At 63.2% G+C, this 26914-nt stretch carries 26 protein-coding genes; 22 read left to right on the plus strand and 4 right to left on the minus strand.

What is annotated here, in order from left to right; all coding sequences use genetic code 11:
- Window positions 1-2: 2 nt before the first annotated feature.
- A complete protein-coding gene (locus CK220_RS14500; protein ID WP_095812162.1) occupies window positions 3-1247 on the plus strand; it encodes an FAD-dependent oxidoreductase in 1245 nt (414 codons plus the stop codon).
- Between the two features lie 118 nt (window positions 1248-1365).
- On the opposite strand, the gene CK220_RS14505 is transcribed toward CK220_RS14500, so the two are convergent.
- Entirely contained in the window at window positions 1366-1884 is a 519-nt protein-coding gene (locus CK220_RS14505; protein ID WP_095812163.1) for a MarR family transcriptional regulator, read from the minus strand.
- A 93-nt stretch (window positions 1885-1977) separates the two neighbouring features.
- Between CK220_RS14505 and CK220_RS14510 the strand changes: the two genes are divergently transcribed.
- Window positions 1978-3447 (plus strand): MFS transporter, encoded by a 1470-nt coding sequence (locus CK220_RS14510; RefSeq protein ID WP_245429187.1) that lies wholly within the window; start codon window positions 1978-1980, stop codon window positions 3445-3447.
- 273 nt (window positions 3448-3720) lie between these two features.
- The gene (locus CK220_RS14515) at window positions 3721-4752 is read left to right on the plus strand and encodes an MBL fold metallo-hydrolase (protein ID WP_095812165.1); all 1032 of its coding nucleotides are present in this window, start codon (window positions 3721-3723) and stop codon (window positions 4750-4752) included.
- Window positions 4753-4822: 70 nt separating this feature from the next.
- On the opposite strand, the gene CK220_RS14520 is transcribed toward CK220_RS14515, so the two are convergent.
- Window positions 4823-5770 (minus strand): LysR family transcriptional regulator, encoded by a 948-nt coding sequence (locus CK220_RS14520; protein WP_245429189.1) that lies wholly within the window; start codon window positions 5768-5770, stop codon window positions 4823-4825.
- Between the two features lie 94 nt (window positions 5771-5864).
- Here CK220_RS14520 and CK220_RS14525 point away from each other — a divergent pair, with 94 nt between their 5' ends.
- From CK220_RS14525 to CK220_RS14550, 6 genes are all read left to right on the plus strand, one after another.
- Window positions 5865-6611: an RraA family protein gene (locus CK220_RS14525; RefSeq protein ID WP_095812238.1), complete on the plus strand. Its 747-nt coding sequence runs from the start codon at window positions 5865-5867 to the stop codon at window positions 6609-6611.
- Window positions 6612-6627: 16 nt separating this feature from the next.
- Window positions 6628-7620 (plus strand): D-2-hydroxyacid dehydrogenase family protein, encoded by a 993-nt coding sequence (locus tag CK220_RS14530; protein ID WP_245429191.1) that lies wholly within the window; start codon window positions 6628-6630, stop codon window positions 7618-7620.
- Window positions 7617-8405, plus strand: coding sequence for an SDR family oxidoreductase (locus CK220_RS14535; protein ID WP_095812167.1), 789 nt, complete (start codon window positions 7617-7619; stop codon window positions 8403-8405). Before CK220_RS14530 ends, CK220_RS14535 begins: the two co-directional genes overlap by 4 nt.
- Before the next feature lie 37 nt (window positions 8406-8442).
- Window positions 8443-9750, plus strand: a complete 1308-nt coding sequence (locus CK220_RS14540) for an MFS transporter (RefSeq protein ID WP_095812168.1) — start codon at window positions 8443-8445, stop codon at window positions 9748-9750.
- Window positions 9751-9781: 31 nt separating this feature from the next.
- On the plus strand, window positions 9782-10288 hold the full coding sequence (locus tag CK220_RS14545) for a cupin domain-containing protein (RefSeq protein WP_141245146.1): 507 nt from the start codon (window positions 9782-9784) through the stop codon (window positions 10286-10288).
- A gap of 147 nt (window positions 10289-10435) precedes the next feature.
- Complete coding sequence (locus tag CK220_RS14550; protein ID WP_095812170.1) at window positions 10436-10864, plus strand: RidA family protein; 429 nt, start codon at window positions 10436-10438, stop codon at window positions 10862-10864.
- A 171-nt stretch (window positions 10865-11035) separates the two neighbouring features.
- On the opposite strand, the gene nanR is transcribed toward CK220_RS14550, so the two are convergent.
- A complete protein-coding gene (gene nanR, locus CK220_RS14555) occupies window positions 11036-11749 on the minus strand; it encodes a transcriptional regulator NanR (RefSeq protein ID WP_095812171.1) in 714 nt (237 codons plus the stop codon).
- Window positions 11750-11931: 182 nt separating this feature from the next.
- Between nanR and CK220_RS14560 the strand changes: the two genes are divergently transcribed.
- The 11 genes from CK220_RS14560 (at window position 11932) to CK220_RS14610 (ending at window position 23832) form a co-directional block, all read left to right on the plus strand.
- Window positions 11932-12867: a 2-dehydropantoate 2-reductase gene (locus CK220_RS14560; protein ID WP_095812239.1), complete on the plus strand. Its 936-nt coding sequence runs from the start codon at window positions 11932-11934 to the stop codon at window positions 12865-12867.
- Between the two features lie 36 nt (window positions 12868-12903).
- Entirely contained in the window at window positions 12904-14430 is a 1527-nt protein-coding gene (locus CK220_RS14565) for a sugar ABC transporter ATP-binding protein (protein WP_095812172.1), read from the plus strand.
- A 2-nt stretch (window positions 14431-14432) separates the two neighbouring features.
- Window positions 14433-15446 (plus strand): ABC transporter permease, encoded by a 1014-nt coding sequence (locus CK220_RS14570; RefSeq protein ID WP_245429193.1) that lies wholly within the window; start codon window positions 14433-14435, stop codon window positions 15444-15446.
- A gap of 82 nt (window positions 15447-15528) precedes the next feature.
- On the plus strand, window positions 15529-16548 hold the full coding sequence (locus tag CK220_RS14575; RefSeq protein ID WP_095812174.1) for a substrate-binding domain-containing protein: 1020 nt from the start codon (window positions 15529-15531) through the stop codon (window positions 16546-16548).
- A gap of 99 nt (window positions 16549-16647) precedes the next feature.
- Entirely contained in the window at window positions 16648-17862 is a 1215-nt protein-coding gene (locus CK220_RS14580) for a cytochrome P450 (protein WP_095812175.1), read from the plus strand.
- Window positions 17863-17864: 2 nt separating this feature from the next.
- Window positions 17865-18680, plus strand: a complete 816-nt coding sequence (locus tag CK220_RS14585; RefSeq protein WP_095812176.1) for an MBL fold metallo-hydrolase — start codon at window positions 17865-17867, stop codon at window positions 18678-18680.
- Window positions 18677-19699, plus strand: a complete 1023-nt coding sequence (locus CK220_RS14590) for a zinc-binding alcohol dehydrogenase family protein (RefSeq protein ID WP_245429195.1) — start codon at window positions 18677-18679, stop codon at window positions 19697-19699. Before CK220_RS14585 ends, CK220_RS14590 begins: the two co-directional genes overlap by 4 nt.
- Window positions 19696-20550 carry a fumarylacetoacetate hydrolase family protein gene (locus CK220_RS14595; protein WP_095812177.1) on the plus strand — a complete coding sequence of 285 codons (855 nt, stop codon included), beginning with the start codon at window positions 19696-19698 and terminating at the stop codon, window positions 20548-20550. The genes CK220_RS14590 and CK220_RS14595 overlap by 4 nt, the downstream gene beginning before the upstream one ends.
- Window positions 20551-20555: 5 nt before the next feature.
- On the plus strand, window positions 20556-21623 hold the full coding sequence (locus tag CK220_RS14600) for a Gfo/Idh/MocA family oxidoreductase (protein WP_095812178.1): 1068 nt from the start codon (window positions 20556-20558) through the stop codon (window positions 21621-21623).
- Window positions 21620-21958: an antibiotic biosynthesis monooxygenase gene (locus tag CK220_RS14605; protein ID WP_245429197.1), complete on the plus strand. Its 339-nt coding sequence runs from the start codon at window positions 21620-21622 to the stop codon at window positions 21956-21958. The genes CK220_RS14600 and CK220_RS14605 overlap by 4 nt, the downstream gene beginning before the upstream one ends.
- On the plus strand, window positions 21955-23832 hold the full coding sequence (locus CK220_RS14610) for a hypothetical protein (RefSeq protein ID WP_095812179.1): 1878 nt from the start codon (window positions 21955-21957) through the stop codon (window positions 23830-23832). The genes CK220_RS14605 and CK220_RS14610 overlap by 4 nt, the downstream gene beginning before the upstream one ends.
- 217 nt (window positions 23833-24049) lie before the next feature.
- Here CK220_RS14610 and CK220_RS14615 read toward each other — a convergent pair whose 3' ends face one another.
- The gene (locus tag CK220_RS14615) at window positions 24050-24622 is read right to left on the minus strand and encodes a DUF1003 domain-containing protein (protein WP_095812180.1); all 573 of its coding nucleotides are present in this window, start codon (window positions 24620-24622) and stop codon (window positions 24050-24052) included.
- A gap of 296 nt (window positions 24623-24918) precedes the next feature.
- Here CK220_RS14615 and CK220_RS14620 point away from each other — a divergent pair, with 296 nt between their 5' ends.
- Window positions 24919-25548 carry a hypothetical protein gene (locus tag CK220_RS14620; protein ID WP_095812242.1) on the plus strand — a complete coding sequence of 210 codons (630 nt, stop codon included), beginning with the start codon at window positions 24919-24921 and terminating at the stop codon, window positions 25546-25548.
- A 255-nt stretch (window positions 25549-25803) separates the two neighbouring features.
- Window positions 25804-26781, plus strand: a complete 978-nt coding sequence (locus CK220_RS14625; protein ID WP_095812181.1) for a nucleoside hydrolase — start codon at window positions 25804-25806, stop codon at window positions 26779-26781.
- The last annotated feature ends 133 nt before the right edge of the window (window positions 26782-26914 follow it).

Below are 26914 nucleotides of genomic sequence, written 5' to 3' on the forward strand. Positions count from 1 at the left end.
CCATGGCCTCCGCGCCGAAATCGGTCGAGATCGCCATTATCGGCGCCGGCGTCGTCGGGCTGGCGACCGCTTTGCGCCTTGCCGGCGAGGGCCGCGAGGTCCTGCTCATCGACCCGAACGAGCCCGGCTCGGGCGCTTCGTTCGGCAATGCCGGCACGATCGCCGAATATGCCTGCATGCCGGTCGGCAATCCCGGCGTGCTGCGCGCGTTGCCGAAGCTGCTGCTCGATCCCGACAGCCCATTCTCGCTGCGCTGGGCAGCGCTTTTCCAGCTCGCGCCATGGCTGATCCGTTTTGTCCGCCAGTCGCTGCCGGCGGCGACCCGCGCCAATGCACTGGCGCTCGCCGGCCTGCTCGCCGAAGCGCTGCCGGCCTGGGGCGAAACGGTGCAGGAGGCCGGCCTTCAGGATCTGATTCGCCGCAACGGCTGCCTCTACGTCTATCGCCACGACAGCGATTTTGCCGCCTCCGAGGGTGGACGGGCTTTGCGCGCCGAGCTCGGCGTTCATCAGCAGGTTCTGACCGCCGAGCAGGTGGCCGCGCTGGAGCCGCGGCTGGCGGCGTTTGAGGCCCAGGGCCTCTATTTCCCGGATTCGATCAATGTCAGCGATCCCAAGGCGGTGATGGCGCGGCTGGCGGCAGCCGCTGCCGCCAGGGGCGCTCAATTCAAGCGCGCGAGCGTCACCGGCCTCGCAACAGGTGCAGGCGGCGTGCGGCTGGGCGGCCCGGGCCTCGCCGTCACGGCGCAAAAAGTGGTGATTGCGGCGGGCGCGCGGTCGCGGCCGCTCGCTGCCCAGGCCGGCGACCGGATCCCGCTAGAGACCGAGCGCGGCTATCATCTCGAGTTTCCGACCACGACACCTTTGCTCAACCGCCCGGTCTGCCCGGTCGATCTCGGTTTCTACATGACGCCGATGGATGGCAGGCTAAGGGTTGCCGGCACCGTCGAGCTGGGTGGGCTCAAAGCCCCGGCCAATCTGCGCCGGCTGGCGCTGCTCGATCGCGGCGTGCGGCAGTTCTTCCCCGATCTCGGCCAGCCATCGTCGCAATGGCTGGGCTTCCGGCCGTCGCTGCCGGACTCGCGCCCTGTGATCGGACCCTCGACAAAATCGCCGGACGTGATCTACGCCTTCGGCCACGGTCACCTCGGACTCACGCTCGCACCGATTACTGCCCGACTAGTCGCCGACGTGATTCACGGAAAGGACAGCACATTGCTCTCCGCCTTCAGGTCGGGCCGGTTCTAAACAGGCGAATCCCGCGATTCATCGTTTCCGTATTTGGCCGGCGTGGGCGATTTACGAGATACAGGGGTTGGCCGCTATTGAGTCGCGGTCGAGGTTGCTTCTCTCTCGCTGTTCGGCACTAGACGTTCCGGCGGCGGGCGGAAACTCGCCCCGGACCGTCGCTCTCTATCGGTCGCGTTGCGGTCAGGCCGGCTTCGATGGATCTGAGAAGCTCAAGCGCGGCATTGAGATTGCGTGTGTGGCCGCCGGCGGCCTCGGATACGGCAGTTGCCCACTCCTTGCGCACCAGCGCGTAATTGTGGGCTCCCCGCCGGGTGCGATGGACGCTGACGCCCCGGCGATCGTGCGGGTCGACATGGCGCTCGATCAGCCCCTTGCCTTCCAGGTCGCGCAGCACGGTGGAAACGTTGGTGCGCTGCAGCCCGGTCGCCGTCGCGATCTGGCTGGGGGTTGCGGAAGCGTGCGCAACCAGGTGGCGCATCACCATGCCCTCCGATTGCGACAGCGACAGCGCTTTCTCGTCCCGGTATCCGCGAAACTGAATCTCACGGGCAATGATGAGGATCAGATCGGCCAGGTCCGCCCAGCGAACAGCCGGGGGAGCTTTGCGTGCGGACGATTCCGAGTCGGTTTCCATAGGGGTGCAGTTTACAGACTTCGAACGTCTATGTATATGAGCATAATCATTATAAATACATAACTATGTTGCGATACACATCTGGAGGTTCGGATGACCAACTCGACAACCGCCGCCGGGCAAGCTTGGCACACACCTCGTTCCATGGCCCGCGCCGGCGGACTGCACGGGATTGGCGTATACGTGCTGCTCGCCGGCGCCTTTCTGCCGATCGCCGACTTTTTCATCGTCAACGTGGCACTGCCGACCATCGCCACCTCGCTGCAGGCGACGCCGGCCGCACTTGAGCTGGTGGTCTCCGTCTATGGTGTAGCTTACGCCGCCATGCTCGTTCTCGGCGGCAGGCTGGGCGATCGTTTTGGACGGCATAGCCTGTTTTTGGTCGGGCTCTTCGGGTTTATCCTCGCGTCTCTCGCCTGTGGTCTGGCACCCACCATCGATCTCCTTGTCGCCGCCCGCCTGGTCCAGGGCGCAATGGCGGCGATGCTCGTTCCGCAGGTGCTTGCCACGTTCCAAGCCACCCTGGAAGGCGAACGCAAGACCCGGGCCATCGCGCTTTATGGCGCGACGTCGGGCATCGCCGCGGTTGTCGGCCAACTCGCCGGCGGACTGCTGGTCAGCGCTAATCTGTTCGGCACGTCCTGGCGGCCGATCTTCCTGATCAACATCCCGCTCGGCATCGTCGTGTTCTTCGCCTCGCGGGCGGTCGTGCCAGCCAACCGCTCGCCGCACCCCGCCGGCATCGACGTCGCCGGCACTGTACTTTTCGCCGCCACGCTGACGGCTCTGCTGGTGCCGCTGACCGAAGGCCACTCGCTCGGCTGGCCGGCATGGACGTGGACAATGCTGGCTGCAGCCGTCTTGCTTGCCGTCGCGACGGCGATCGTCGAAAGGGCTGCCGAGGCGCGCGGCGAGGTGCCGTTGCTGCCGCCGTCGCTGCTCAAGCTGCCCTCGATGTCGCGCGGCCTGGCCATGATCACGCTGTTCAGCGTCGGCTTCGGCGCCTTCATGTTCGTTTTCGCGCTCACCGTCCAGAACGGACTCGGCGCCAACCCACTCGAAAGCGGCCTCGCCATCCTGCCGATGGCGGCGATGTTCTTCATCGGTTCAGTGGTCAGCCCGCGCATCATCGGCCGCTTCGGCCGTGGGGCGCTCGCGGCCGGCGGTCTCCTGCAGGCGCTTGGACTGGTCGCGTTGATCGCAATCACCGTGTCCAGTTGGCCAAGGGTGAGCCTCATCGAATTTGCTGTGCCGCTGGTCGTGATCGGGGCCGGACAATCGATGTTGTTTTCGGGCTTGTTCCGAGCCGTGCTTGCCGATGTCCCCAAGCATCTGGCGGGCGTCGGCAGCGGCGTTCTCATCACCCTACAGCAGTCGGGTCTGGCGCTCGGGGTCGCAACCCTGGGAACGCTCTACTTGGCACTGGAGCCGGCAAGCATTTCGCACGCCTTCGGCACGGTCATCGCATGTCAGTTCGCAATTGTCGTCATGCTGGTTCTGTGCACCGGGCTGCTGCCGCGGTTCAACAAAGATCAGGTCAACGCCCAGCCGGTGGAAATGTAATTTCTCCCAATGCCGGAACAGCTTGGGAATCACGGATCTGAGCCGGCGAACTGAAGGAACAGGCGATAACGAGCTTTAGGTGGGTGATGATCATCCGCGCAGTCGTTATTCAACCGGGTGATGATGCTGACGTCGAACTCTGAATTGGACGGCGTAACCCATCTCGGTAACGCTATGCACGCAAACCGGCCTCGGCGCAAATGTTTCTCTGCGACGAGAACGAGCGGACGGACGCGGGCCGAGGCCTCGACGAAAAGCACATGGAGCTCTGGGATGGACGCCCCCCGCAAGATTCTCGATCACTTGTTCGACGGCACCGGAGGTGCCGAGCCCCGGCTGACCAGCGGCGACACCGTCAATCCCAGCCGCCGCGCATTTTTGGCCGCCGGCTGCTTTTGTCTGGCCTGCGGCCTGGCGACGCCGTTGTTCGCGGGCGCACCCATGGCCAAAAGCCAGGCGCCTGGGTTCCATCGTTTGACGCTCGGCGATTTTGAGGTAACGGCGCTGTCCGATGGCAGCAATATGCTCCCCGCGACGAAGTTGCTGCAGGGCGACCCGGCGCGGATCGAGGAAGCACTCAAACGCAACTACCTCGCCGATGTCGTCGAGACGTCGCACAATTCCTTTCTCGTCAATACCGGAGCCAGGCTGGTGCTGATCGATGCTGGTGCCGGCTCCCTGTTAGGGCCAGGCACCGGCCACCTGCTAAGCAATCTCAGCGCATCAGGCTATCGGCCGGAGCAGATCGACGAGATCTATCTCACGCATCTGCACACCGACCACGTCGGCGGTCTCATGGTCGACGGCCAGAGAGCCTTTCCCAACGCGATCGTGCGCGTCGAAAAGCGCGACACCGACTACTGGCTGAGCGAGGCAAACATGCACGCGGCTCCCGTTGAAGCGAAGCGGTTTTTTCAGGCCGCCATGGCATCGATCGGGCCATATCTGCAAGCCGGCAAGCTCGCCGTTTTCGATGGCAACACCGATCTCGTGCCTGGCGTGCGCGCACAAACCGCCTATGGCCACACACCCGGACATACAATGTATGTGGTCGAGAGCAAGGGCGAGAAGATCGTCCTGTGGGGCGACGTCGTGCATGTCGCCGCGGTACAATTCAAGGACCCTTCCGTCACGATCCAGTATGACGCCGACGCATCAGAAGCCGAGCGCGTGCACGAGCGCGCCTTCGCCGACGCGGCCGACAGCGGCTATATCGTAGGCGGCGCCCACATATCGTTTCCTGGGCTCGGCCGTGTCCGGCGCGACGCCGTGAACCTCTACTCATATGTGCCCCTGAACGGTTAGAACGGGTGCCGGGGGCGAAGCCGGATCCATCTGCGCCAGCGACATCCTGGATGTCGCTTCCGCCATAAGATCATGTCGTTCCCACGAGCGGCGCTTCTCCAACCAACTGGCCATCGAGGGACGAACCGCAGGCGTGCGTCACCAGCGCCCGAAACCATTGGTGGGCGGGGTGCTGCTGCAATCGTTCGTGCCAGATCAGCTTGTAGAGCAGCTTCTCCGTTTCGAACGGCAGCTCGCACACCACCAAGTCACGTCCATCCGCAATGGTTCGCCACGGTCCATTGAAGAAGCCGAGCGGCACGCAGGTGATGAGGTCGCTACGCGAGACAATCTTCAGTGCGTCGGCAAAGTGATTGACCACGACGGTGATCATCCTTGCCCGTCCCGTCAGACTGAGCCAGCCATCCACCAAGCCGCGTTCCAGACCGGACGGGGTCGCCAAGACGTGCGCCGCGGCGGTGAATCGATCGAGCGTCAGGCAATCGGCCAGTTCATGCCCGCCGCGCATGACGCAGACATAGCGATCCGTCCGCAGGCTCTGCACATGCATTTCTCTTGGCAGCGAGGCAAACATGCCCACGGCGCAGTCGAGGGTGCCGCGATCGATTCCTTCCAGCGAGCCTTCATGGGTATGCACCGCAAAGGAAACGCGGGCGCGCGGCGACGCGGCCTGCAATTTCAGCGTAATTTCGCTGACGCCTTCCATCGCGAGACTGTCGGTGACGGCAATGCGAAAACTGGTCGCATCCGACGCGGGATCGAAGTCGTCGGGCGTGAAAGAAGCGCGAATTGCCGTGAGCGAGCGATGAAGGTCGGGCCACATCGCGACCATACGAGCGGTGGGCTGGACCCCCGTTGCGGTCTTGAGGAAGAGTTGATCTTTAGTGAGGCGGCGGGCTCGACGCAACGCATTGCTGACCGCCGGCTGGCTCATCGCCAGGCTCGAGGCCGCACGTGTCACGTTCCTCTCCAGCATGATGGCCTCAAGGACGGCAATCAGGTTCAGATCAAGACGCACGTTATTCATCCAGTAAATGATACAGTGGTCGATTCTAAATTGGACGCATTGATGGCGGCAAGCGATCCTGATGCCGCTGACCGGAGGACAAGGCATGAATGATATGGCTCTCGCGGATGTGCTGCCGAAGCTCACCGGCAAGATCAGTCCCGACCGCATTCGACTGATGCGGGTACCGCGCCCGCCGAAGGAACTGATCGACGGGTTCAAGCGGATCGGCGACGCCACCAGCGTCATCTCGGACATCATGGACGAGCTCGGTATCACCGGCTCGGTTGGCGCATCGGTTCTGAAGCCGACCCTGCCTTCGGTGTCGATCGTCGGTCCGGCGCTTACGGTGCGCAACATCCTGCAACGCGAGCATGTCTACGAGACGGCGAAAAACCACGTCAACCGGATGGCGGAGTTCGAGGCCCACAACCTGGCGCTGCCGGGCGATGTTGTGGTGATCGAGGGCGTTGCCGGCGTTTCCAACATGGGCGGAATTTCGGCCCAGACCGGAAAACGGCAGGGCGAGGCCGGAGCAATCGTGGCCGGAGGCGTTCGCGACCTCGGGCATTCGCGGCGGGTCGGATATCCGCTTTGGGCCACTGAAATAACGCCTGTCACCGGCAAATGGCGCATCGAGACCGTGGAGATCAACGGCGAAATCCAGGTCGCCGGCGTGCGCGTTGCTCCGGGCGATATCGTCGTTGCGGACGAAACCGGCGTCTGCTTCATCCCGATTGCCCGGGCCACCGAAGTTCTGGCAAAGGCGCTGAAAAAGTCGGCGCTTGAAGAGGTCAAGTGCGAAGCAATCGAAGCCGGTATTTCCGTTGCGGATCTGCCGGGCAATGCATGAAGCGATAGGTCACCCCGTGAGAAAGCTTCGCGTCGCCATCATCAACGACTACCAGGACGTGGTCCGCACGCTGGACTGCTTCTCCAGGCTGGACGGCCACGACGTCACGATCTGGACCGATATCGTCGAGGATGTCGACATCCTGGCAGACCGCCTGGCGGAGGCGGACGTCCTGGTGCTGATGCGCGAGCGCACCAGGATCGATGAAGCTTTGTTGAGCCGCCTTCCCGAGCTGAAGCTCATCAGCCAGAACGGCCACATCCCGCACATCGATCTGGCGGCCTGCGACAAGCATGGCGTCGTCGTTTCGTCCGCTCTGACTTCGCGTCCGTCTTATTCGACCGTGGAATTCACCTGGGGGTTGATTCTTGCGGCGATGCGCAACATTCCTTTCGAGAGCGCGTCGCTGCGGCAAGGCCGTTGGCAGACCACCATAGGCCTCGGACTGCGCGGCCGCGTCCTCGGCATTTATGGTTTCGGCCGTTTGGGCTCGATGGTCGCGCGGATCGGCAAGGCCTTCGGCATGGAAGTGCTGGTCTGGGGGCGCCAGGGCTCGTTGGATCGCGCTAAAGCCGAGGGTTTCAACGTGGCGCAGGACAAGCCGTCACTGTTCAGGCTGTCGGATGTTCTCAGCTTGCATTTGCGGCTGAATGCCGAGACCACCGGCGTAATTGGTCCTGACGACCTGGCCATGATGAAGCCGACCGCTTTGCTTGTGAACACCAGCCGTGCCGAGTTGATCCAGCCCGGGGCTTTGGTGGCGGCGCTGAAGAGTGGCCGGCCCGGAAAGGCGGCTGTCGACGTGTTCGAACGCGAGCCGCTCACCAATCCGGACGACGCCCTGCTCAGGCTTCCGAACGCCCTGTGCACGCCGCATCTCGGCTATGTCGAGCGCGACAACTACGAGTTCGCGTACGGCAATGCGTTCGACCAGATCGTAGCCTTCGCGGGGGGAACCCCGATCAATGTCCACACTGCGGGCGGCCCAGAAACAGGATCACTGAAATGAACCTCGAGCTCGACGGGAAGATTGTCCTGATAACCGGGGGCAGCAAGGGAATAGGGCTGGCCTGCGCACGCGCCTTTGCCAGGGAAGGGGCCCGCGTGGTGATTGTGTCACGCAGCCCGGAGAACCTTGAGAACGCCAAGAAAAAGCTGGCTGCGGAGGGTCTGTCGGCAACGAGTTTCGCCGCCGATCTGTCGGACGGACTTGCGGCAAAGGACATGGTCGCCGCGCTCGAGGAGCAGGTGGGGCCGATCGCGTCGCTGGTCAATTCGGCCGGCGGCGCCAGGAGAGTTGCCCCCGACGAACTGACGCCGGAGAAATGGCGTGTCGCGATGGACGCGAAGTTCTTCACCTACATGAACGTCACCGACTACGTCCTGCCGCTGATGGTGGCGCGGGGCGCCGGCACGATTGTCAACATAGTCGGCACCGGGGGCAAGATCGCGTCACCCATGCATTTGCCGGGAGGCGCCGCCAACGCGGCGCTGATGCTCGCCTCGGCGGGGCTGGCAGCGGCGTGGGGGCATGCAGGCGTAAGGGTGAACGTGATCAACCCGGCCGCCACCATGACCGAGCGCCTGCAATTGTCGCTTGAAGTCGAATCCAGGGTGACTGGCAAGACGCCGGAAGAACTGCTGCGGCTGAACGAGCAGCGGATTCCGCTGCGGCGCTACGCCAATCCTGAAGAGGTGGCCGATGCCGCGCTTTTCCTCGCCAGCGCAAGATCCTCCTACGTGACGGGCGCTTCGCTGACCATGGACGGAGGACTTACGCCACTGGTTGTCTAGCCGGCGTCGCATCGCATCGAGAAAACGGGAGGAAAAGATGTTCACTTGGTACAGGGAGTTGACGACGCGTGAGCGGAACACCTTCTGGGGCTGTTTCGCCGGCTGGGCAGTCGACGCGATGGATGCGCAGCTCTTCAGCTTCGTGCTGCCGATCCTGATCGCGGCCTGGGGAATGACGACGGCGCAGGCCGGCTATCTGGCAACCGCGACGCTGCTCTCCGCGGCGATCGGAGGGTGGCTCTGCGGTTATCTGGCCGACCGTTTCGGCCGTGCCCGCATCATGCAGTTCACGATCCTTTGGTTCTGCGCCTTCACTTTCCTTGCCGGGTTTGCCCAGGACTTCCAGCAGCTGATGGTCTTGCGCATCATGCAGGGGCTGGGCTTCGGCGGCGAGTGGGCGGCCGGTGCGGTCCTCATGGGCGAGATCATCCGCGCCGAACATCGCGGTAAGGCCGTTGGCACCGTCCAGAGCGGATTCGGCATCGGCTGGAGCGCGGCCGCCATATTGGCGGGCATCATCCTCGCCCACATCCCGGAGGAATACGGATGGCGAGCGCTGCTGATGATTGGCGTGCTGCCCGGCTTTCTGGTGCTGTACCTGCGTCGAACGATCGGGGAGCCGGAAGTCTATCAACGGACTCGCGCCGCGATAAAGGCGACTGGCCGCGCCCCTAGTCTCGGAGCGATCTTCCAACCTGGTGTGCTGCATGTGACAATTCTGGCATCCTTGCTGGCGTTCGGCGTCGTTGGTGTCGGCGGAGCAATCGTCAACTGGCTGCCGACGTTTGTGAAAACGGTCCGTCACATCTCGCCAAGTGCAGCCGGTTACTACGTATTTCTGGTCACAGGCGGCTCGTTCTTTGGTTTCCTAGCAAGCGCATACCTGTCTGACGTGCTCGGTCGGCGCCGTACATTCCAGTTGTTTCTGGTTTGCTCGTGGCTGGTGACCATTGCCTATATGTTTCTGCCACTCTCAGGCTGGAAACTGGTCCTTATGGGGATACCGTTCGGTTTCTTCACGATCGGCAACTACGCCGCACTCGGCCCCTTTTTCACGGAGTTGTTTCCGACGGCGGTGCGCGGCAGCGGCCAGAGTTTTGCCTACAACTTCGGCAAGGCCACGGGCGCCGTCGCTGTCTCCTGTATTGGCATTCTGGCTCAGTGGATCACCTTGGCCGAGGCTATCGGGTTGATCGCGCTACTCGGCTATAGCATCGCGATCGTGGCGACGCTGCTGCTCCCGGAAACCAAAGGCATCGAGCTTACGTCAAGCCTTGGGCACGCCGACAAGGAGGAAGATCCATCGATCGCGGTAGCGCAACGAACCGCTCCTCGCGGAGCGTGACCGCCTCCCTATCCAGACCAAGGAGTGACAGATGACGTCAACTTTCCCGTACTTGGTTCTTGCCATGACCCTCATGACACAAGGGGGGATGGCCGAAGCCCAAACCGCAGGCGGGCCAATGCAGGTCATTGTTGCTACGCCCCAGCAACTCTCTGTCTCGGAGAGCGCATCGAAGACTGTCGGGGTGTCCCAAGTCCAGGGGCAGAGCGCAAAGATGCTCTATGGCGATGCCGCGAAACCTGGACTTTACACGGTTTTATTGCGCCTCGAACCACACAAGCGCATCATGCCGCTGTCACATCCCGACTCCCGTTTCGTGACTGTCTTGTCAGGAATCTTCTACGTGGGGTTTGGTGACACCTACGATGAGACCAGGCTCAACGCGCTTTCGGCGGGAGGTATCTACACCGAACCCGCCAACACCAACCATTTTGGGGAGACGCGGGACGAGCCAGCCCTCGTTGCGATCACCGGATATGGGCCGAGCGGAACCACCTACGCGAACCCCGCCGACGCGCCAGGTGCAGTCAAGAAGTAGGTCCGTTTCCCGCCAGGAGCTTTCGTCGAGGGAACGCCTGCATGGACGGTGTCCTGCAGCCACTCCAGATATCAAACAAGGCGGCACTCCAAGCGATGGATAGAGCACACACGTGATATGATAGGAGAACAGATGTCTCGATCGCCAATGGCTAATCCGACAGACGTAGGCACGCAGGCAATCACAGCCGCAAGCCGCCGTAGGAGCGTCACCGTCGTAGGCCTCGCTCACAGGCATCCAGTTCCCAATGCCTGCCGGATCGGCAACATGGTGTTCTCGGGGGCGATTCATGGCGTCAGTCCGACCACGCAGGAATTGCCGGCCGGAATGGCCGCTCAGTCGGCCAATGTGTTCGCCAACATGCGTGCCGTCATCGAAGCCGCCGGCGGCAGCGCGGAGGACATCATCAAGGTGGATATTTATCTCCGCGACAGCAGCGACAGGGTCGCCGTCAATGAAGAATGGCTGCGGATGTTTCCAGATTCCGAGTCGCGTCCGGCCAGGCACGTTAGGCCGCTGACACCGGACAGCGCTTCCCTGGTGCAATGCGAATTCGTCGCAGTCATCAAGATCTAGATTTTCATCTAGGATTGCGCGACGACGTCTGCCGCAGCGGTCGAGCAGGTCCTCAGCGAGGTGACTGCCGCATCGATCTCCGGTTGCGCGAGAGCGTGGGGCGTGCCGATATACTGCCGATGTCGCCCGAGCCGGTGAAGCCGTCACCGATGACGCGGATCCGCATGGTTGTCAGTCGTGCGTGCGCTGCTGCCAGAAGGTGACGGCAAGCTGCTCGAGATGCGTGCGCATGGCCTGCTCGGCGCGATCGGGGTCACGCGCCGCGATGCCTTCATAGATTGCCTTGTGCGCCTCGAATGCCGTCTTTTCCTGCCCCTTTGCCGCAAGGGTCACCGTTCGCTGTTCCTTCAGCCACTCCGAGATCTGGTCGTGCAGGGCGATGAAGACTGGATTGCGCGCCATCTTGGCCAGTTCGAAGTGGAAGGCGATGTCGGTTGAGGTGAAGCGCTCGCGGTCGCCGATCGCTTTCCGGTTGGCCTCGAGCGCAGCCGCCAGCGCCTCGAGGTCCGTGGCCGTCGCGTGCCGGGCGGCCTCGCGCGCCAGCCCGACTTCGAAGAACAGGCGCGCGCCCTGGAAATAACGATGTCCCTCCTCGGTCGAAAGCATCTGGCGCACGGCCGGCGCCATGCCTGTGAAGATGTGCGAGGCGGTCGGCATCAGCACCTTGGCCCGCGCGCCGTTGGTGAGTTCGACCAGCCCGGCCTTCTGCAGCGAAATCAGCGCCTCGCGGATGGCGGGCCGCCCGACGCCGAAGCGAGTCTGCAGGTCGCGCTCGGGCGGCAGCTGGTCTCCGGGCTTCAGCTTGCCGGACAGGATCTGCGCCTCGAGATGCGAGGCCACGTGCTCGAAGAGCTTCTTGCGTTCTATAACGAGAGGGTCGACCATAGACCTTTCATACCATCATACTTGACAACCATGCAACTGCTTGCAAGGATGACCACCACATAACCAGACATGGCCGGATCGGTGAGCGGCTTCGTTCGCCGAAAGCGCGTTTCCACAAGATCCTGGAAGCGGCGCCCCGGCCTTGCCGAAAACAACCCGTGATGGGTCAGGGAGCGAAAGACATGCGGATCGCCATTCTGGGCGGCGGCGGTGCCATGGGTGGCATTTTCGGCGGCTATCTTGCCCGAGCAGGCAATGACGTGACGCTGATCGACGTCTCGAAGCCGGCCGTGCAGGCGATCAACGACAACGGCCTCACGATCGAGGAGAAGGACGGCTCCCGGCCGGTTATCCGCGTTCCGGCAACCACGGAGCCCTCGAAGGTCGGACCGGTCGACCTGATCATCAATTTCGTCAAATGCTATCACACCGATGCGGCGGTCCGCGCGGCGGCCCCGATGATCTCGGGGGACACGGCGGTGCTCAGCCTGCAGAACGGCTGGGGTAACGCGCCGCGCATCGCCGGCATTGTGGGCGAAGAAAAGGTCCTGGTCGGCCTGACTTACCATGGCGGCACGTTGCTCGGCCCCGGCAGTGTGAAGCATCCCGGCGTCGGGATGACCTATATCGGCGAACTGAGCGGCAAGACGACACCGCGCCTGGACAAGGTGATCGAGACCTTCCGTGCCGCGCAGATCGAAACCACCAAGTCTGAGCGGATACTGGACGAGGTGTGGAAAAAACTGGCGCTGAATGCCTGCACGCTGCCGGTCGCCGGCCTATTGCATTTCATGTCGCACGAACTGGTCGCCTTCGACGGCATCAAGTCGCTGATGGCGGCAATCCTGAAGGAAGTCGTGGCGGTTGCCGAAGCGCAGCGCATTTCGCTCGACTATGACGAGCGCTGGGCCGCCATAACGGGGTTGTTGGAGAAGGCCGTGGGCGGCAAGGCCTCGATGCTCCAGGACGTCGAGGCGCGGCGCCAGACCGAGATCGAGGTCATCAACGGCGCCATCGTCGACGCCGGCAAGCGCACCGGCGTGGCCACGCCGGTGAATGAAACCATGGTCTGGATGATCCAGGCCAAGCAAGCTCACTACCTTCAGGCGAAGGCATAGCCATGCCGGCCGCACTCGTCAGCGCTTGAGGTCGACATGGCGCCGCGCCTGCAGATCTCGCAGCTTTGCAAGTCGTTCCCCGGCGTGCGGGCACTCGACGACGTCTCGATGTCGGTCGAGCCCGGTGAAATCCGGGCACTGCTTGGCGAGAACGGTGCCGGCAAGTCCACGCTGGGAAAGATCGTTGCCGGCGTCTACAGCCGCACCAGCGGCGAGGTGCGGCTCGACGACGCCGTACTCGGCGACCTCGACGAGAAGGCCGCGGGCGAGCTGGGCATCGGCATCGTCCATCAGGAAGGCTCGCTGGTGCCGCAGCTGTCGGTCGCGGAAAACATCTTTGCCGGCCGTCAGCCGACAAAATGGTTGGGCCAGGTCGATATCCGGCTGATGCGCGAAAGAGCGCACGCTCTCATCACCCAGCTCGGCGTCGCCATCGATCCGGCGATGAAAGTGGCATTCCTGTCGCCAGCCCAGGCGCAGATCGTCGAGATCGCCAAGGCATTGTCGCGCGAACTGAGGCTGCTGATCCTCGACGAGCCGACGGCGGCGCTGACGCTGACCGAAACCGAAAAGCTCTTCGAGATCGTGCGCCGGCTGGGCAGGGACGGCGTTTCGATCATCTATGTCTCCCACCGCCTGGCCGAGATCTTCGCGCTCTGCGATTCCGTCACGGTGCTCAAGGACGGGCGGCTCGCGGGTACGCGCAAGGTTGCCGAGACGACGACGGACGAGTTGATACGGCTGATGGTCGGGCGCGAGGTTCACCTCACCCGCGCGGCTTCGGCGCGGCAAGCGGGACCGGTCGTTTTTGAAGCCGACGGGGTCTCCGCGCCGCCGCTTGTGCGGTCGGCTTCGATCACCGTGCGCGCCGGTGAGGTTGTTTGTCTTGCCGGATTGATCGGTTCCGGGCGGAGCGAATTCTGCGAGGCCATTTTTGGCGCCAGGCGCCGCACAGCCGGCGACATCCGGATCGGAGGCGCACCGGTCGACCCTCAGGGCCCGTGGGACGCCAAGCACGCCGGCATCGGCATGGTTCCGGAGGATCGCAAGACGTCGGGTCTCTTCCTCGGGATGGACCTCGTCAACAACATCGCCGCCACCGTCCTTTCGAAGGTCTCGTCCGGCGCCAACTTCTCCAACACCAAGGCCGAACGGCTCGCAGGCGGTTTCGTCAAAGAGCTGCGCATCGCCACCCCCAGCGTGCGCAAGATCGTCGGCGAGCTTTCGGGCGGCAACCAGCAGAAGGTCCTGCTGGCGAAATGGCTGGCCATGGAGCCGCGCCTGCTCATCGTCGACGAGCCGACGCGCGGCGTCGATGTCGGCGCTCGTTCTGAAATTTACCGCCTGCTGCGCGGACTGGCGGAGAAGGGCGTGGCGCTTCTCGTCGTCTCGTCCGAGCTGCCCGAGGTGCTGGCGCTTGCGGACCGGATCGTCGTGATGGCCGAGGGCCGCACGGTCGGGGAACTGCCGGGCGAGGGGGCGACCGAAGAGCAGGTGCTGCGGCTGGCGACCCGGTTCACATCGTCGGTCGCGAACGTACGCGAGGAAGCGGTTGGAGCATGAGCGTGGCACAGATATCCCAGAACGAAGCGCAGGCCCCGGTCGAACAGCGCGAGGCCCTGCCGCTGCGCATTGTGCGCCGCCTGGCCAATTCGCGTGAGCTGACATTGTTCGTGCTCGTCGTGCTGCTCGCGCTGGCGATGACCATTGTCTATCCGCATAACTTCCCGACCGGGCCGAACATGCGCGCCGTGCTGCTCAATCTGGCACCCGTCGGCATTCTCGTCTGCGGCATGATGCTGCTGATGATCGCCGGCACATTCGACCTGTCCGTCGGATCGACGCTCGCGCTTTCGGGGGTCTGGGGCGGTGTGGTTGCCGGCTGGTGGGGCTGGCCGGCCGAGGCAGCTCTTCTCGTCGGCGTTCTGGTTGGCGCGGTGGCTGGCTTGATCAACGGGCTGATCGTGACCCGCATCGGCATCAACGCGCTGATCGCGACGCTCGGCACGCTCACCATCTACCGCAGCCTGACCTATGTGACGGCCGGAACGGGCGTCACGCCGATCTCCGACAGCTTCGCCGAATATGGCCGCACCGCCGATCCGATCCTGCGCATCCAGTCGCCGTTCTGGGCGATGCTGGTCCTCGTGCTCGTCGGCGGCTGGCTGGTCGCGCGAACCCGCTTCTTCCGCCAGTTCTATTTCGTCGGCGGCAACCCGCGCGCGGCCCAACTGTCCGGCATCCGCGTCGACAGGCTGATCCTCATCGGCTTCATCATAATGGGTGCGCTGGCTGGCATCGCCGGAGTGCTCGGGGCGGCGCGGCTCAACAGCGCCGTTGTCAATGCCGGCGTCGGCATCGAGCTCAAGGTCATCACCGCAACGGTCCTTGGCGGCGCCAGCCTCAAGGGCGGCGAGGGCACCGTTCTGGGCGGCATTCTAGGCGTGCTTTTCATCGCGCTGATCGAGAACGCCATGATCATCAACGCGGTTGGCGTCTTCTGGCAGGGACTGGTCGTGGGGCTTGTCCTGCTGTTCGCCGTTTCGCTCGACCGCTTCAAGACCGCGGGCCGCGGCTAGTCCGGCGGGAACCGAGGGGAAATCCGGCCAGGCCGGTGGACTGCAAAAACTGGGAACAGAACCCAATCAGGAGGAAACGGGAATGCGCTCTATGCTGAAATCGACATTGGTCGCCTTGGGGATAACGGCGCTCGCGGCAGCCGTGACGGCACCGGCGCGCGCGCAGGAGTCGTCTTTCGGCCCGGCCGACGCGAAGGAAACCTACTACTGGATTTCCAACAAGGCTAACCTGCCGCTCTTCGTGCAATACGACTATGTCGGCATGAAGAAGATCGCCGAGGAGCTCGGCGTCAAGGTGGTTGTCGCCGGGCCGACCGATTTCGACCTGCCGGGCTTCATCGCCGCGGTCGATCAGGTCTGTGCCCAGAAGCCGAACGGGGTGTCCGTGGTGGGCGGCTGGGATCCGTCGCTGACGGAATCGGTCAAGAAGTGCCTGGAGCAGGGCGTGCCGACCGTCGTCGATGACGGCGACCTGCCGGACTCCGGACGTCTCGCCTATATCGGCACGAACTGGACGCAGGTCGGTGTCGCTCAGGCCAAGAAGATGATGGAGAAGCTGCCCAATGGCGGCAAGCTCGCCATGATGTCGATCATCAACGCTGGCAACATGCGTGAGGCAGTCGCCGGCTTCAAAGCCTATATCGAGGCCAGTGGCGGCGGCAAATACAACATCGTCTCCAACGAGGACGACGGCGGCGATGCGCAGAAGGCGGCTCAGGTGACGGCCGCGATCCTCGCTGCCCATCCTGACATCGCCGGCATAGCGGGCTTCGATTCGGAGTCGGGCGCCGGCATCGTGACCGCGTTGCGCGAGGCCGGCAAGAATCCGGGCGACATCAAGGTGACGGCGATGGAGCAGACGCCGGACTTCTTCAAGACCGCAAAGGAGGGCTGGGTCGACGGCATAGTGGTGCAGAACCGCGAACTGTTCATCTACTACGCGGTCAAGATCCTGCACGACTACAACCACAACGGACTGAAGTCCGCCGGCCTCGGCGCCAGCGACGGTGGCCGCCCGGTCCCGGACACGCTCGACACCGGCGTGCTGCTCGTCACCAAGGACAATGTCGACAAGGTGACGGCCGCGCTCGGCGTCAAGTAATCGACCACCCCCTGAGGGCTCTCGCCCTCTTGCCTTCGGCGTTTCACTCCCTGGCCGCCGGAGGCAACATAGAAGCCAGCCAACCCAGAAGTCGCGCCCATGGCCGCAATGGTGACAACGGACGAACCGAACATCCCGGACGAGGTGGACATCCACGATCCGGCTTTCGTTGCCGATCCATTCTCGGCTTTCGAGCATTTGCGCCAGGAATGTCCGGTTGCACGCTCGAACAAATACGGGGGCTTTTGGTTGCTGAGCCGCTACGACGATGTACGGAGCGCGGCAATCAATTGGCGCGACTACACGTCCAGCGTTCCCGGCGTGACGGCCATTCCCGTGATCACGCCGCGGACCGAACCCCAACTGCTGATCGAAATCGATCCGCCCCGGCATTCGCGCTATCGCGCCCTGGTCAACCCGGTCTTCGCGCCGCAGCGAATTGCCGCCATCACACCTCGCGTGAAAATGCTGGCCCGGTCGCTCTTCGAAAAAATGACCGCCGCGCGAAAAGCCGAGGCCGTTGCCGAATTCTGCGTGCCGGTTGCGGTCACCTCGCTCGCGGCCTTCACCGACGTGCCGATGGAAGACTCGGACAAGTGGGTCGGCTGGATTACCAGCATGTTCAACGTGAAAGACCCGACCGCTGGAGCCACGGCAAGCCGCGAACTCAACACCTATATCGAGACGCTGATCGCCGCGCGGCGCGCCAAGCCGGCGGGCGATTTCATCAGCATGCTGATAGCGGCCGAGATTGACGGCGAACGGCTGGACGACGTTCAGATCCGCTCGTTCATGACCGTCGTGTTCGGCGCGGGTTTCGAGACCACAGCGGACGCCCTTTCGGTCATGCTGCACTGGCTGGCCGAGCACCCGGAGGCGCTGGATCGGCTTGCAAGCGAACCGGAGCTTGTTCCGACCGCGGTGGAGGAGTTCCTGCGCTATTCCTCCCCGATCGAGATTTTCGGCCGCAATGCCGCGCATGATTTGTGCCTGCACGGTCGCGATGTAAGGCGGGGCGATATTGTGGCCCTTGGTTTCGGCGCTGCGAACCGGGACCCGTCGGTGTTCGATGCGCCGGACGAGATGCGCCTCGATCGCAGTCCCAACAAGCATCTCACCTTCGGAGCCGGCCCGCATCTGAGCGCCGGCGCAGGCGTGGCGCGCATGGAAATGGCGGTGACGCTCGAAACGCTGATCGAGACCGGCGCGAGGTTCGCACCCGGACCGGCGCAAGAGCTTCGCTGGAAGACACGCGGCGACCGGCGCGGGCTCGCTCGCCTGCCGCTCACAATCGACACGAGAAAGACGAACTGAAGATGACGCTTCAACCCACCACCCGCATCCGCTTCCACGGCGTGGCCGCCTACGAGATCATGACGAGCAACGGGCTGCGCATCCTTTGCGACCCGTTCCTCGACCGGAATCCCGGAGCCGCGACCAAATCCACCGACTTCGACCATGTCGACCTAGTGATCGTCAGCCATGCGGCGTTCGATCATCTCGGCGATGCCGACAAAATCGCCGCGACGTACGGCTGTCCGGTTGTCTGCGGCGGCGAGGTGAAGGCCTGGCTGATGGATCGCGGCATCCCGGCCAGCCAGATCCGCGCCACGACCTGGGGCATTCGGGTCAAGGTTGCCGGCATAGAGATCCAGCCGCTGGAGTGTCATCATTGGTCTCAGATCAGGCTGAAGGACAATTCCTTCATTTCAGGCGTGCCGATGGCCTTCATCGTCTATGCCGACGGGCTTCGCTTCTATCACTACGGCGATACCGCCATTTTCTCCGACCTGAAACTCCAGGGCGAACTCTACAAGCCCAATGTCGGCTGCATCGGCATCGCCAATCCGCAGGAGATCCTGCATCTCAATCCGATGCCGGGAGAAATGCTGACGGGCGAGATGAGCCCCTATGAAGGTGTGCTGGCGACCCAGTGGCTCGGACTCGAGACCGTCCTGCCATGCCACTACATCATGCTCGATGGCGACAAGGACGTCGCCGACTACATGGAACATCACGGCGCGGCCAGGGCTCGCGGCGAGGCCATTGCCGATCCCTATCTGCTGCGGGCCGGCGACTGGATCGAATTCGATGCCGATGGCAGGGTCGTACGCCCCGCAAAGGCGGCATGATGCGGGCCGCCATTTTCGACCAGCCGCAGTCGATCCGCATCGCCGATGCGCCGAAGCCTGTCCCTGGACCGGGCGAAGTGCTGGTGCGCGTCAGGGCCGCGGGCCTTTGCGCCGGTGACCTCTATATCTTTACCGGCAGGAACCCCTATGTGACCTATCCGCGGATCGGCTGTCACGAAATCGCCGGCACCGTCGAGGCTTACGGGCCAGGAGCGGCCGGTCCGAAGGTCGGGACGCGTGTCGTCGTCGACCCCTTCATCGGTTGCGGCCATTGCTATCCCTGCCGGATCGGCAAACGCAATTGCTGCGCCAACCTCACCATCATCGGGGTGCATCGCGAAGGCGGCTTCGCTGAATTCGTCACCGCGCCCGCGGGCAATCTGAACGTCGTGCCGGAGGGGCTATCCGACTTCGAGGCGGCGTTCGCCGAGCCCGTCGCCATCGGCGTGCAGGGCTGCCGGCGCGGCACGGTCACGAGCGAGGACACGGTCCTCGTCCTTGGCGCGGGTCCGATCGGGCTGGCGATCGTCGAGGTCGCGCGGGCCCATGGCGCAAAGGTCTATGCCACGGATCTGTCGGCGGAGCGGCTGTCCACGGCCGCCGATCTGGGCGCAATCCCCGTGGCCGGCGGTGAAGGGCTGCTTGAACGGGTGATGGAGATCACGAACGGCGAAGGCATGCCCGTGGTGATGGAGGCTACGGGCGCGGCGCCGGCGATGGAGCAGACCATCGATCTCGTTGCCGCCGGCGGCCGCGTCGTCATCCTTGGGCTCGTCAAGAAAGGACAAGGAGTCACGCTGCCCGGGCTGGATTTCACCCGCAAGGAGGTCACGATCCTCGGTTCGCGCGCCTCCGTCGATTGCTTTCCCGAGGCGCTCGACCTGCTTGCGTCGGGCAAAATCCATTATCCCAAAATCGCCAGCAGCTTCGCGCTGTCTGAGGCGCCCACCGTCTTCAAAACACTCGCTGACAATCCGATGGCCCTGCACAAGGCCGTCTTCATCCCGGAGGCCGCATGAAGTTCGTCACTTTCTCTCACAAGCAGGCGGGGCATCGCCAGCACGCCGGCATTCTGGACGGCGAAGAGGTCGCGTGCCTGACCGAAGCCGGACTGGCAGCGTCGGTGCTCGAGGTCGTGCAAGGCGGCGGGGCGGCGCTGGAGAGAGTCCGCGCGGGATTTGCCAAAGCGCCGCGCTATGCGCTTGCCGATACTATCCTCGAAGCGCCTATTCGTCCCGGCAAAGTGCTCTGCTCCGGCATCAACTACAAAGGTCATGCCGAGGAAAACCCGAATGCCAAGATGCCGACCGAGCCGTTCTTCTTCGCCAAGCTGCCGTCATCGGTGGTCGGGCCCGATGTGCGGGTCGAAAAGCCGGTCCGGACGGAGCAGATGGACTATGAGGTCGAATTCACGGCCGTGATCGGCAAACATCTGCACAAGGCTTCCGAAGCCGACGTGATGCCGGCGATCTTCGGCTATACGCTGCTCAACGACATCTCGGCCCGCGACGTCCAGTTCAAGGACAACCAGATCACCATCGGCAAGAATTTCGCGGGTTTCGCGCCGATAGGCCCATGCATCGTCACCGCTGATGAACTGACCAAGCCGGACGACGTGGCGCTCAAGACAAGGCTGAACGGCAAGCTTTTGCAGAACGGCAGCACGTCGGACTGGCTGTTCCCGCTGCCGCGGCTGATCTCCTTTCTTTCGCACTACGTGCCGCTGGAACCAGGCGACCTCGTCTCGACCGGAACGCCGGCGGGCGTCGGCGCCTTCCAGAAGCCGCAGATCTTCATGAAGGCTGGCGACGTCGTGGAAATCGAGGCCGCCGGCATCGGTGTACTTAGAACCCCCATCGTGGCCGGATAGAGGCCATGGACCGGTCCCTGCGCATCGGCGTGATCGGCTGCGGTTTCTTTGCGCAGAACCATTTGCATTCCTGGAGCGACCTCGCCGACAAGGGCGCCCAGCTTGCCGCCGTCTGCGACGTGGATGCCGCCAAGGCGCGCACGGCCGGCGAGACATTCCGTGTGCCGTATTATTCGGACGCCGCAAAGATGCTCGAGGCCGAGCGCCTCGACGTCGTCGATATCGTGACGCGCCACGACACGCACAGACCGTTGGCGGAAATGGCGCTCGCGCGCGGCCTGGCCACAATCGTGCAGAAGCCGTTCGCATCGACGTGGGAAGATTGCATCGCGATCGTCGAAGCTGCGCACAGGGCAAATGCGTGGCTCGCCGTGCACGAGAACTTTCGGTTTCAGGCGCCGATGCGCGCCGTCCGCAAGGTAGTCGACAGCGGCGCCATCGGAACACCGAGCTGGGCAAGGATACGCTTCAGGACCGGCTTCGACGTCTTCAAGACCCAGCCCTATTTCTATGACGAGGAGCGGCTCGCGATTGCCGATGTCGGTATCCACATGCTGGACCTTTCCCGCTTCTTCCTCGGCGAGGTCGAGCACATCTCCTGCGAAACGCAGAAGCGCAATCCGCGCATCCGCGCCGAGGACACGGCGACGATGCTGCTCAGGCATCAAAGCGGTGCGGTGTCGGTCGTGGAATGCACCTACGAGTCGCGCCGATTGCCGGATCATTTCCCTGAAACGCTGCTCGTCATCGAAGGTCCGAGGGGAGCCATTTCGCTCGAAGCCGGTTGCGGCATGACGGTGACCAGCGACGGCGCGACGTGGACCGAAGACGCAAGCTCGCCGCTCCTGTCCTGGACCGCTTATCCCTGGCATGTCGCCCAGCAAGGCGTGATCGGTGCATGCGGCCATTTCCTCGACAGCCTGCAGCGCGGCGTTCCGCCCGAAACCAGCGGTGAGGACAATCTCAAGACATACGCGCTGGTCGATGCCGCCTATCGCGCCGCCAGCGAACGATGCGCGGTCGAACCTAAGCGTTGGAACCATGGCTTAGCCAATGGCGGAGAGCGGCCGTGAGCATTTTGCCTGCCGAAGCGGCCTTTGCCCTCACCGTCGTTTTCGATCTTGTCGAAGGGACCTTTCCCGAATTCTACCGGCTCGTTTCGGAGAACGCGTCCCTGTCGGTGGAACTCGAGCCGGGATGTCTGCGCTTCGATGTGCTGACGCCGTTAGGCACGCAAAAGCCGTCCCAGATATTCCTGTACGAGATCTATCGCGATCGGGCTGCCTTCGACCTGCACCTCGCTTCGGCTCACTATCTGAGCTTCGATGCCAGCACGCGTGACATGGTGAGCCGCAAGACCGTCGTCACCTACAGGGTGGACGAGAATTCCAAGCAGGCGGTGGCATGAGCGCCGGTGCCGATCTCCTTGCGCTTTACGGCACCGACGAGCCGCTTCCGCAACGGAGAGTTCTTGCCGCCGGGCCGCTGACAGCCGTTCTCGAGGACGGCAATCTGCGGACGATCTCTTTTGCCGGCGTGGAGGTGGTTCGGGCGATCAACTATCTCGCGCGCGATGCGTCCTGGGGGACTTACAAGGCCGAGCTTTCCAACATGCGCATTTCCGAGGACGGCACGTCGTTCGAGCTTCGCTATGACGGACTCTGCGCCGGCCCGCAGGGACGTTTCGCCTATCGGATGAAGATTCGTGGCGACGCGTCGGGCGAGCTGATCTTGCAAGCGGATGGCGTGGCACTCACCGAGTTTCCCACCAACCGCACCGGTTTCGTGGTGCTTCATCCTTCAGAGGCGGCGGGCAAAAGGCTGACCATCCGGCATAGCGACGGAAGCATCGAGGAGAGGACATTTCCGAAATTGATCAGCCCGGACCAGCCTGCCTTGGACATTTCAGCGCTGACGCACGAGCCGGCACCCGGCATGGTCTGCACCGTCGCCATGCAAGGCGATGCCTTCGAGATGGAGGACCAGCGCAACTGGACCGACGCCTCGTTCAAGACTTATGTGCGGCCGCTCTCCAAGCCCCGACCCTATGTTATCGGCAAAGGTGTGGGGGACATACAGCGCGTCACGGTTTCTGTGCGCGCCGAGACATCGGCGCCTGGACCGGCTGTCAGCAATACATCAACCCTGACCCTTGGCGGACCTTCCGGACGGATGCCGTCGATAGCGCTGTTCGTCGATCCCGACGAACTGCCGGCAGCCATCGCCGGCGCGGCTTCGCTTGGCCCGGTGCCGGAGATCCTACTGCGCTTCGACAACGCGCGCGGGCATGATCAACGCGTGCTGGAAAAGGCGGCCGATCTTGCGAGCGCGCTTGGCGCCCGGCTGGCGGTCGAGGCAATCTTTGCTGCGATCCACCCTGGGGCCGAGGCCCAGGCCCTTGCAGCTATGGTTCGCTTGGCGGCCGTCGAACCGAGTGCCATTCTGGTTTCACCACGGCGCGAATTCAAGACACGCCCCTCGAACCATTTGCCGAACTCTGAGCGACCGATTGACGAGATCGTGCAGGCATTGCGGGCTGTCGGTCCCGCTTGCCCGATAGGGGCTGGCACGCCCTCCCTATTCACCGAATTCAACCGCAACCCGCCGACCGGCAATGCCGATTTCGTCTTCTTCGGCAACAGCGCCATCGTGCATGCCGCCGATGAGCAGTCGGTCATGGAAACCCTCACCGTTTATCCTGCCGTCATGGAGACAGCACGGCAATTGTGTCCCGGAAAGCCGATCTGGCTTGGGCCTTGCACAATTGGCTTGCGGCACAATCCCTATGGTGAGGCGGTCGCAGCCAATCCCGGACTTAACCGGGTGCCCGCCGCCGGCACCGACCCGCGTCAGCGGGCATTGTTCGGTGCGGCTTTTGCCGTCGGAGTCGCGGCCCAGGCCGCTGAGACCGCCGCCGAGCGGTTGATATTGGCAGCACCGACTGGACCCTTCGGGCTCTTGAATGAGGACGGCTCGCAACGGCCTTTGCAGGCCGTTCATGCCGAACTCGCTGCGGCAGCCGGTGCGGAACGCCACCATCTGGCTGTTGATCACTCCGGGGTAGCGGCCGTCGCTTTTCGGCTTGGCGACACAGTCCGCGTTCTTGCGGCAAACCTGACCGCCCGGCCCATCGAGACTACGCTGCCCCCGGGTGCGAAACTGCTCCGCATGGCCGGCGGGAATACAAAGCCAGCGCAATCCCTCTCACGTTCATTAGGACCGTACTGCTTCGAAATTTTTGAAATTGTCACGAAGGAAATGGGTTGGCGAGCCAACTGCTAGCGTATTGCTTTCCTGTAAAACGATGACCATCAGGGACGAACATAATCGTTATTTCCCAAAAGGTTACGAAACAGTATCCCGAATGCGATTCAAGAAGCCGATCCACTCGCCATAGCCGCCTCCGATGGCCGTGCCCACCTCCAGCTCCATCAGCCGCTCGGCATCTCGCGCAGCAGAAGATCAGCAGCTTCCGCAGGCGTCCCACGCATACCGATGGTCAACTGACCGCCGCTTGACCCGCTGCCTCCTCGATCTTGTCTAAGACCGCTTCAGGCGCCACGTCGCGCTTCAGCTCCTTCAATTCTTGGTCCGATTCCGTCGGAACATCCAGGCGCTTCGCGATCTCCTCGACCAGTTTGATGAGCTTGGTCGTCTCATGCTCGTTGAGCAGGCTCACCTGCAGATCGAGGTCTGCCCGCGCATCATCCTCGGCGGCCATGCGGTTCTGGTTGATCAGTACGAAGGTTGAGAGAAAGATCGCCTCAACCGAGGCGAACATGGCCAGGATAACCAGAGAAGGATCCCAAGGCTTTACAAAGTTCGCGACCCTGGAATTTAGGACGATCCAGGCGCCGAAGAAGACCAAGTGGATGTAGACGAACATCATGCTGCCGGCGAACCTGCTGATTGCCGCCGCCGCGCGCTGCTCCAATGATGCTGCCTTGGCATCGCGCTTCCGCCTCTCGACCAGTGCCTCGATGTTCCGCGCCAGGGCAGGGGCGAGCCCTTCCGCCGCCGGCGTGGTCGGGGTGGCGTAACCCTGGTCCTTTGGGGCGGCTGTGGGATTCATTGTGTCTCTCCCGTCTAGAGCATGATGCCGAAAAGTGTGAAGCGGTTTTTCGGACGACATCATGCTCTATCTCTTTGATTTAGAGCCGGATTCAGATTTCAGGCCGATTCGACCTGAAATCACCCGGCTCTAGGCAGCCTAACTCCCTGTTTGGCAATTCGCTCCATTTCGCCGCTGTCCAGAGCGTCGAATGGCACCTGCCCGGCGATCTGCCCGATGCAATGGCGAGATTGCTGCAGACCGGTGCAGGCTCGCTTCGCGTTGAGTTCGCTGGGCAGGACTCCTACCTAAAGGGGATGCCCGCGCGCCGAAAAACCGATCCGACTGCAAGGCTGGTTGCAGAGTGGCCGCTATCCCCGGCGGCGACGCTTGGATCGTCGGTGCGGGCGAGGGGCCTTTTTCTTGAAATGCGCGCTCGCCTTCCGACGGGCTTGAGAAAGCTGCTCCATACCGAGTCCCGGGTGCTTACCTTGCGCCTGCCGGAGGGCTCCCATGCCGATGCTGAGGCCGCATCAGCGATCGTGTCCCAAGCCATGCAGGACATCGAAGACCTGCCCGTCATCCCTCGCGAGGTCGAGGACATTCTGACGATCTCGGCGGGCGAGCGTCACCGCTGGCTCAAGGACGGCCGCTTGCAGAGCGCCGGGACGAGGACGGTGAAACTGCGTGGGCGCGCGAGGAAGATCACCTTCCACGTTTTCGACCCGCGCCTGATCGAGGATGTGCTCGACCGTGACCTGGTTGCTGTCTGGCGCGAGGAAGACGCTGCGACAGCCGCCGAGAATCGACGCCGAGCGGCTGCAAAGGCGGCGCTTAAGCGCTCGCAAAAGAGCCGTGGCGGGGCCGCAACCCACGACAGCCAGGGCGAGGCGCACTCCGAGTTGCGCGGCTGGGAAGACTTTGAGAGCGACGGGCTCCTCCGCTGAGTGGCGGGAGCGCCGTATCATGTCTTGGGCGGACCGCAGCGCCTTCGAGGACAGCGATCTCTTGTCTCGTGGTCGCCACCGGGCAGCGAGGAGACCGGCGCCGACGAGAAACACGCCAAGCGCGTCACCCGGCGACATATTCACGATACTCTTCGGTGGTGACACTCGGAGCCACGATCTTGTCAGCCTCGCGTCTCGACGAACGCTGGCCAAGTCGATTAGCGGCAGTGTGGGAAACAGCGTGACCATAGAGACATGACAAAGCAGAGAATTCTTTTTGATACCGATCCTGGCGTAGATGATGCCCTCGCGCTGCTTTACCTGCATCGTCATCCGAACATCGATCTGCTCGGCATCACCACCGTCTTCGGCAACGCATCGATATCGGTCACGACGCGCAATGCCAGGTTCCTCGCCGAGGCTTGGGGGATCAAAGCGCCCGTTCACGCCGGTGCTCCCGTTCCGCTAGCCTGGTCCGGGGCGCCGCACCCCTATCCTGTCCATGTTCATGGCGCAAACGGACTGGGGGGTTATCCCATTGCCCAGGAAGCGGGGGAGGAGAAGGACACTGCCGCGCGATTCATTGTCGATACCATCCGGCAGAACCCGCGTCAGGTGCGGTTGCTTGCTGTCGGCGGCCTCACCAACTTGGCGCGGGCACTGGAGGCCGATCCGGCGATAGCAGATCTCGTGCAGGACGTCGTCGTCATGGGTGGCGCGTTCGAAATCCCTGGCAATGTGTCGCCCGTTGCCGAGGCCAATATCTACGCGGATCCGAAGGCAGCCGATCGAGTGTTTGCAGCCTCGTGGAAAGTGACCGCGGTTCCGCTCAATCTCACAAATCGAACAGTGATGACGCGACAGGATCTCGCCGTGGTCTCGGCACGTGCCGATGCCGCCATGCAAATGGTTGCCGCACTCTCCCAAGGCTACATCGACTTCTACCTGCAATGGGGCGAAGCGGGTATGCTTGTGCACGACTGCAGCGCCGCCGTCTATTTGACCGACCCGCACTTATTCACCACCCGATCCGGTTCGATCGTGGTGGTGGAGGACGGCCCGGCGGCAGGTTTGACCGTGCAGAGGCTGGGCGCCGCCAGGTATTCACCGAACGAATGGGATCAGCGTCCAGTGCAGTCGGTGTGCGTTGGTGGCGATGCTGCAGGAATCCTGGCGAGGATTTACGAGGTCTGCAGCGGGGGAAGTTCAGCCGAGTCATCGGCAAAAAGCTAAAGAGGATCGCCGACGAGCGAGCCGAAGGTAGCGAGGCCGGTCTGCTTTTACCCGCAGCCATTCGAGGGGCCGGACTCGAATGGCTCGCCAGACCTGCCTGACGCGAATTGTTCCTCGAACGCCAGTGTTGGAA

The organism is Mesorhizobium sp. WSM3860 (assembly GCF_002294995.1).
Taxonomy (GTDB): domain Bacteria; phylum Pseudomonadota; class Alphaproteobacteria; order Rhizobiales; family Rhizobiaceae; genus Mesorhizobium.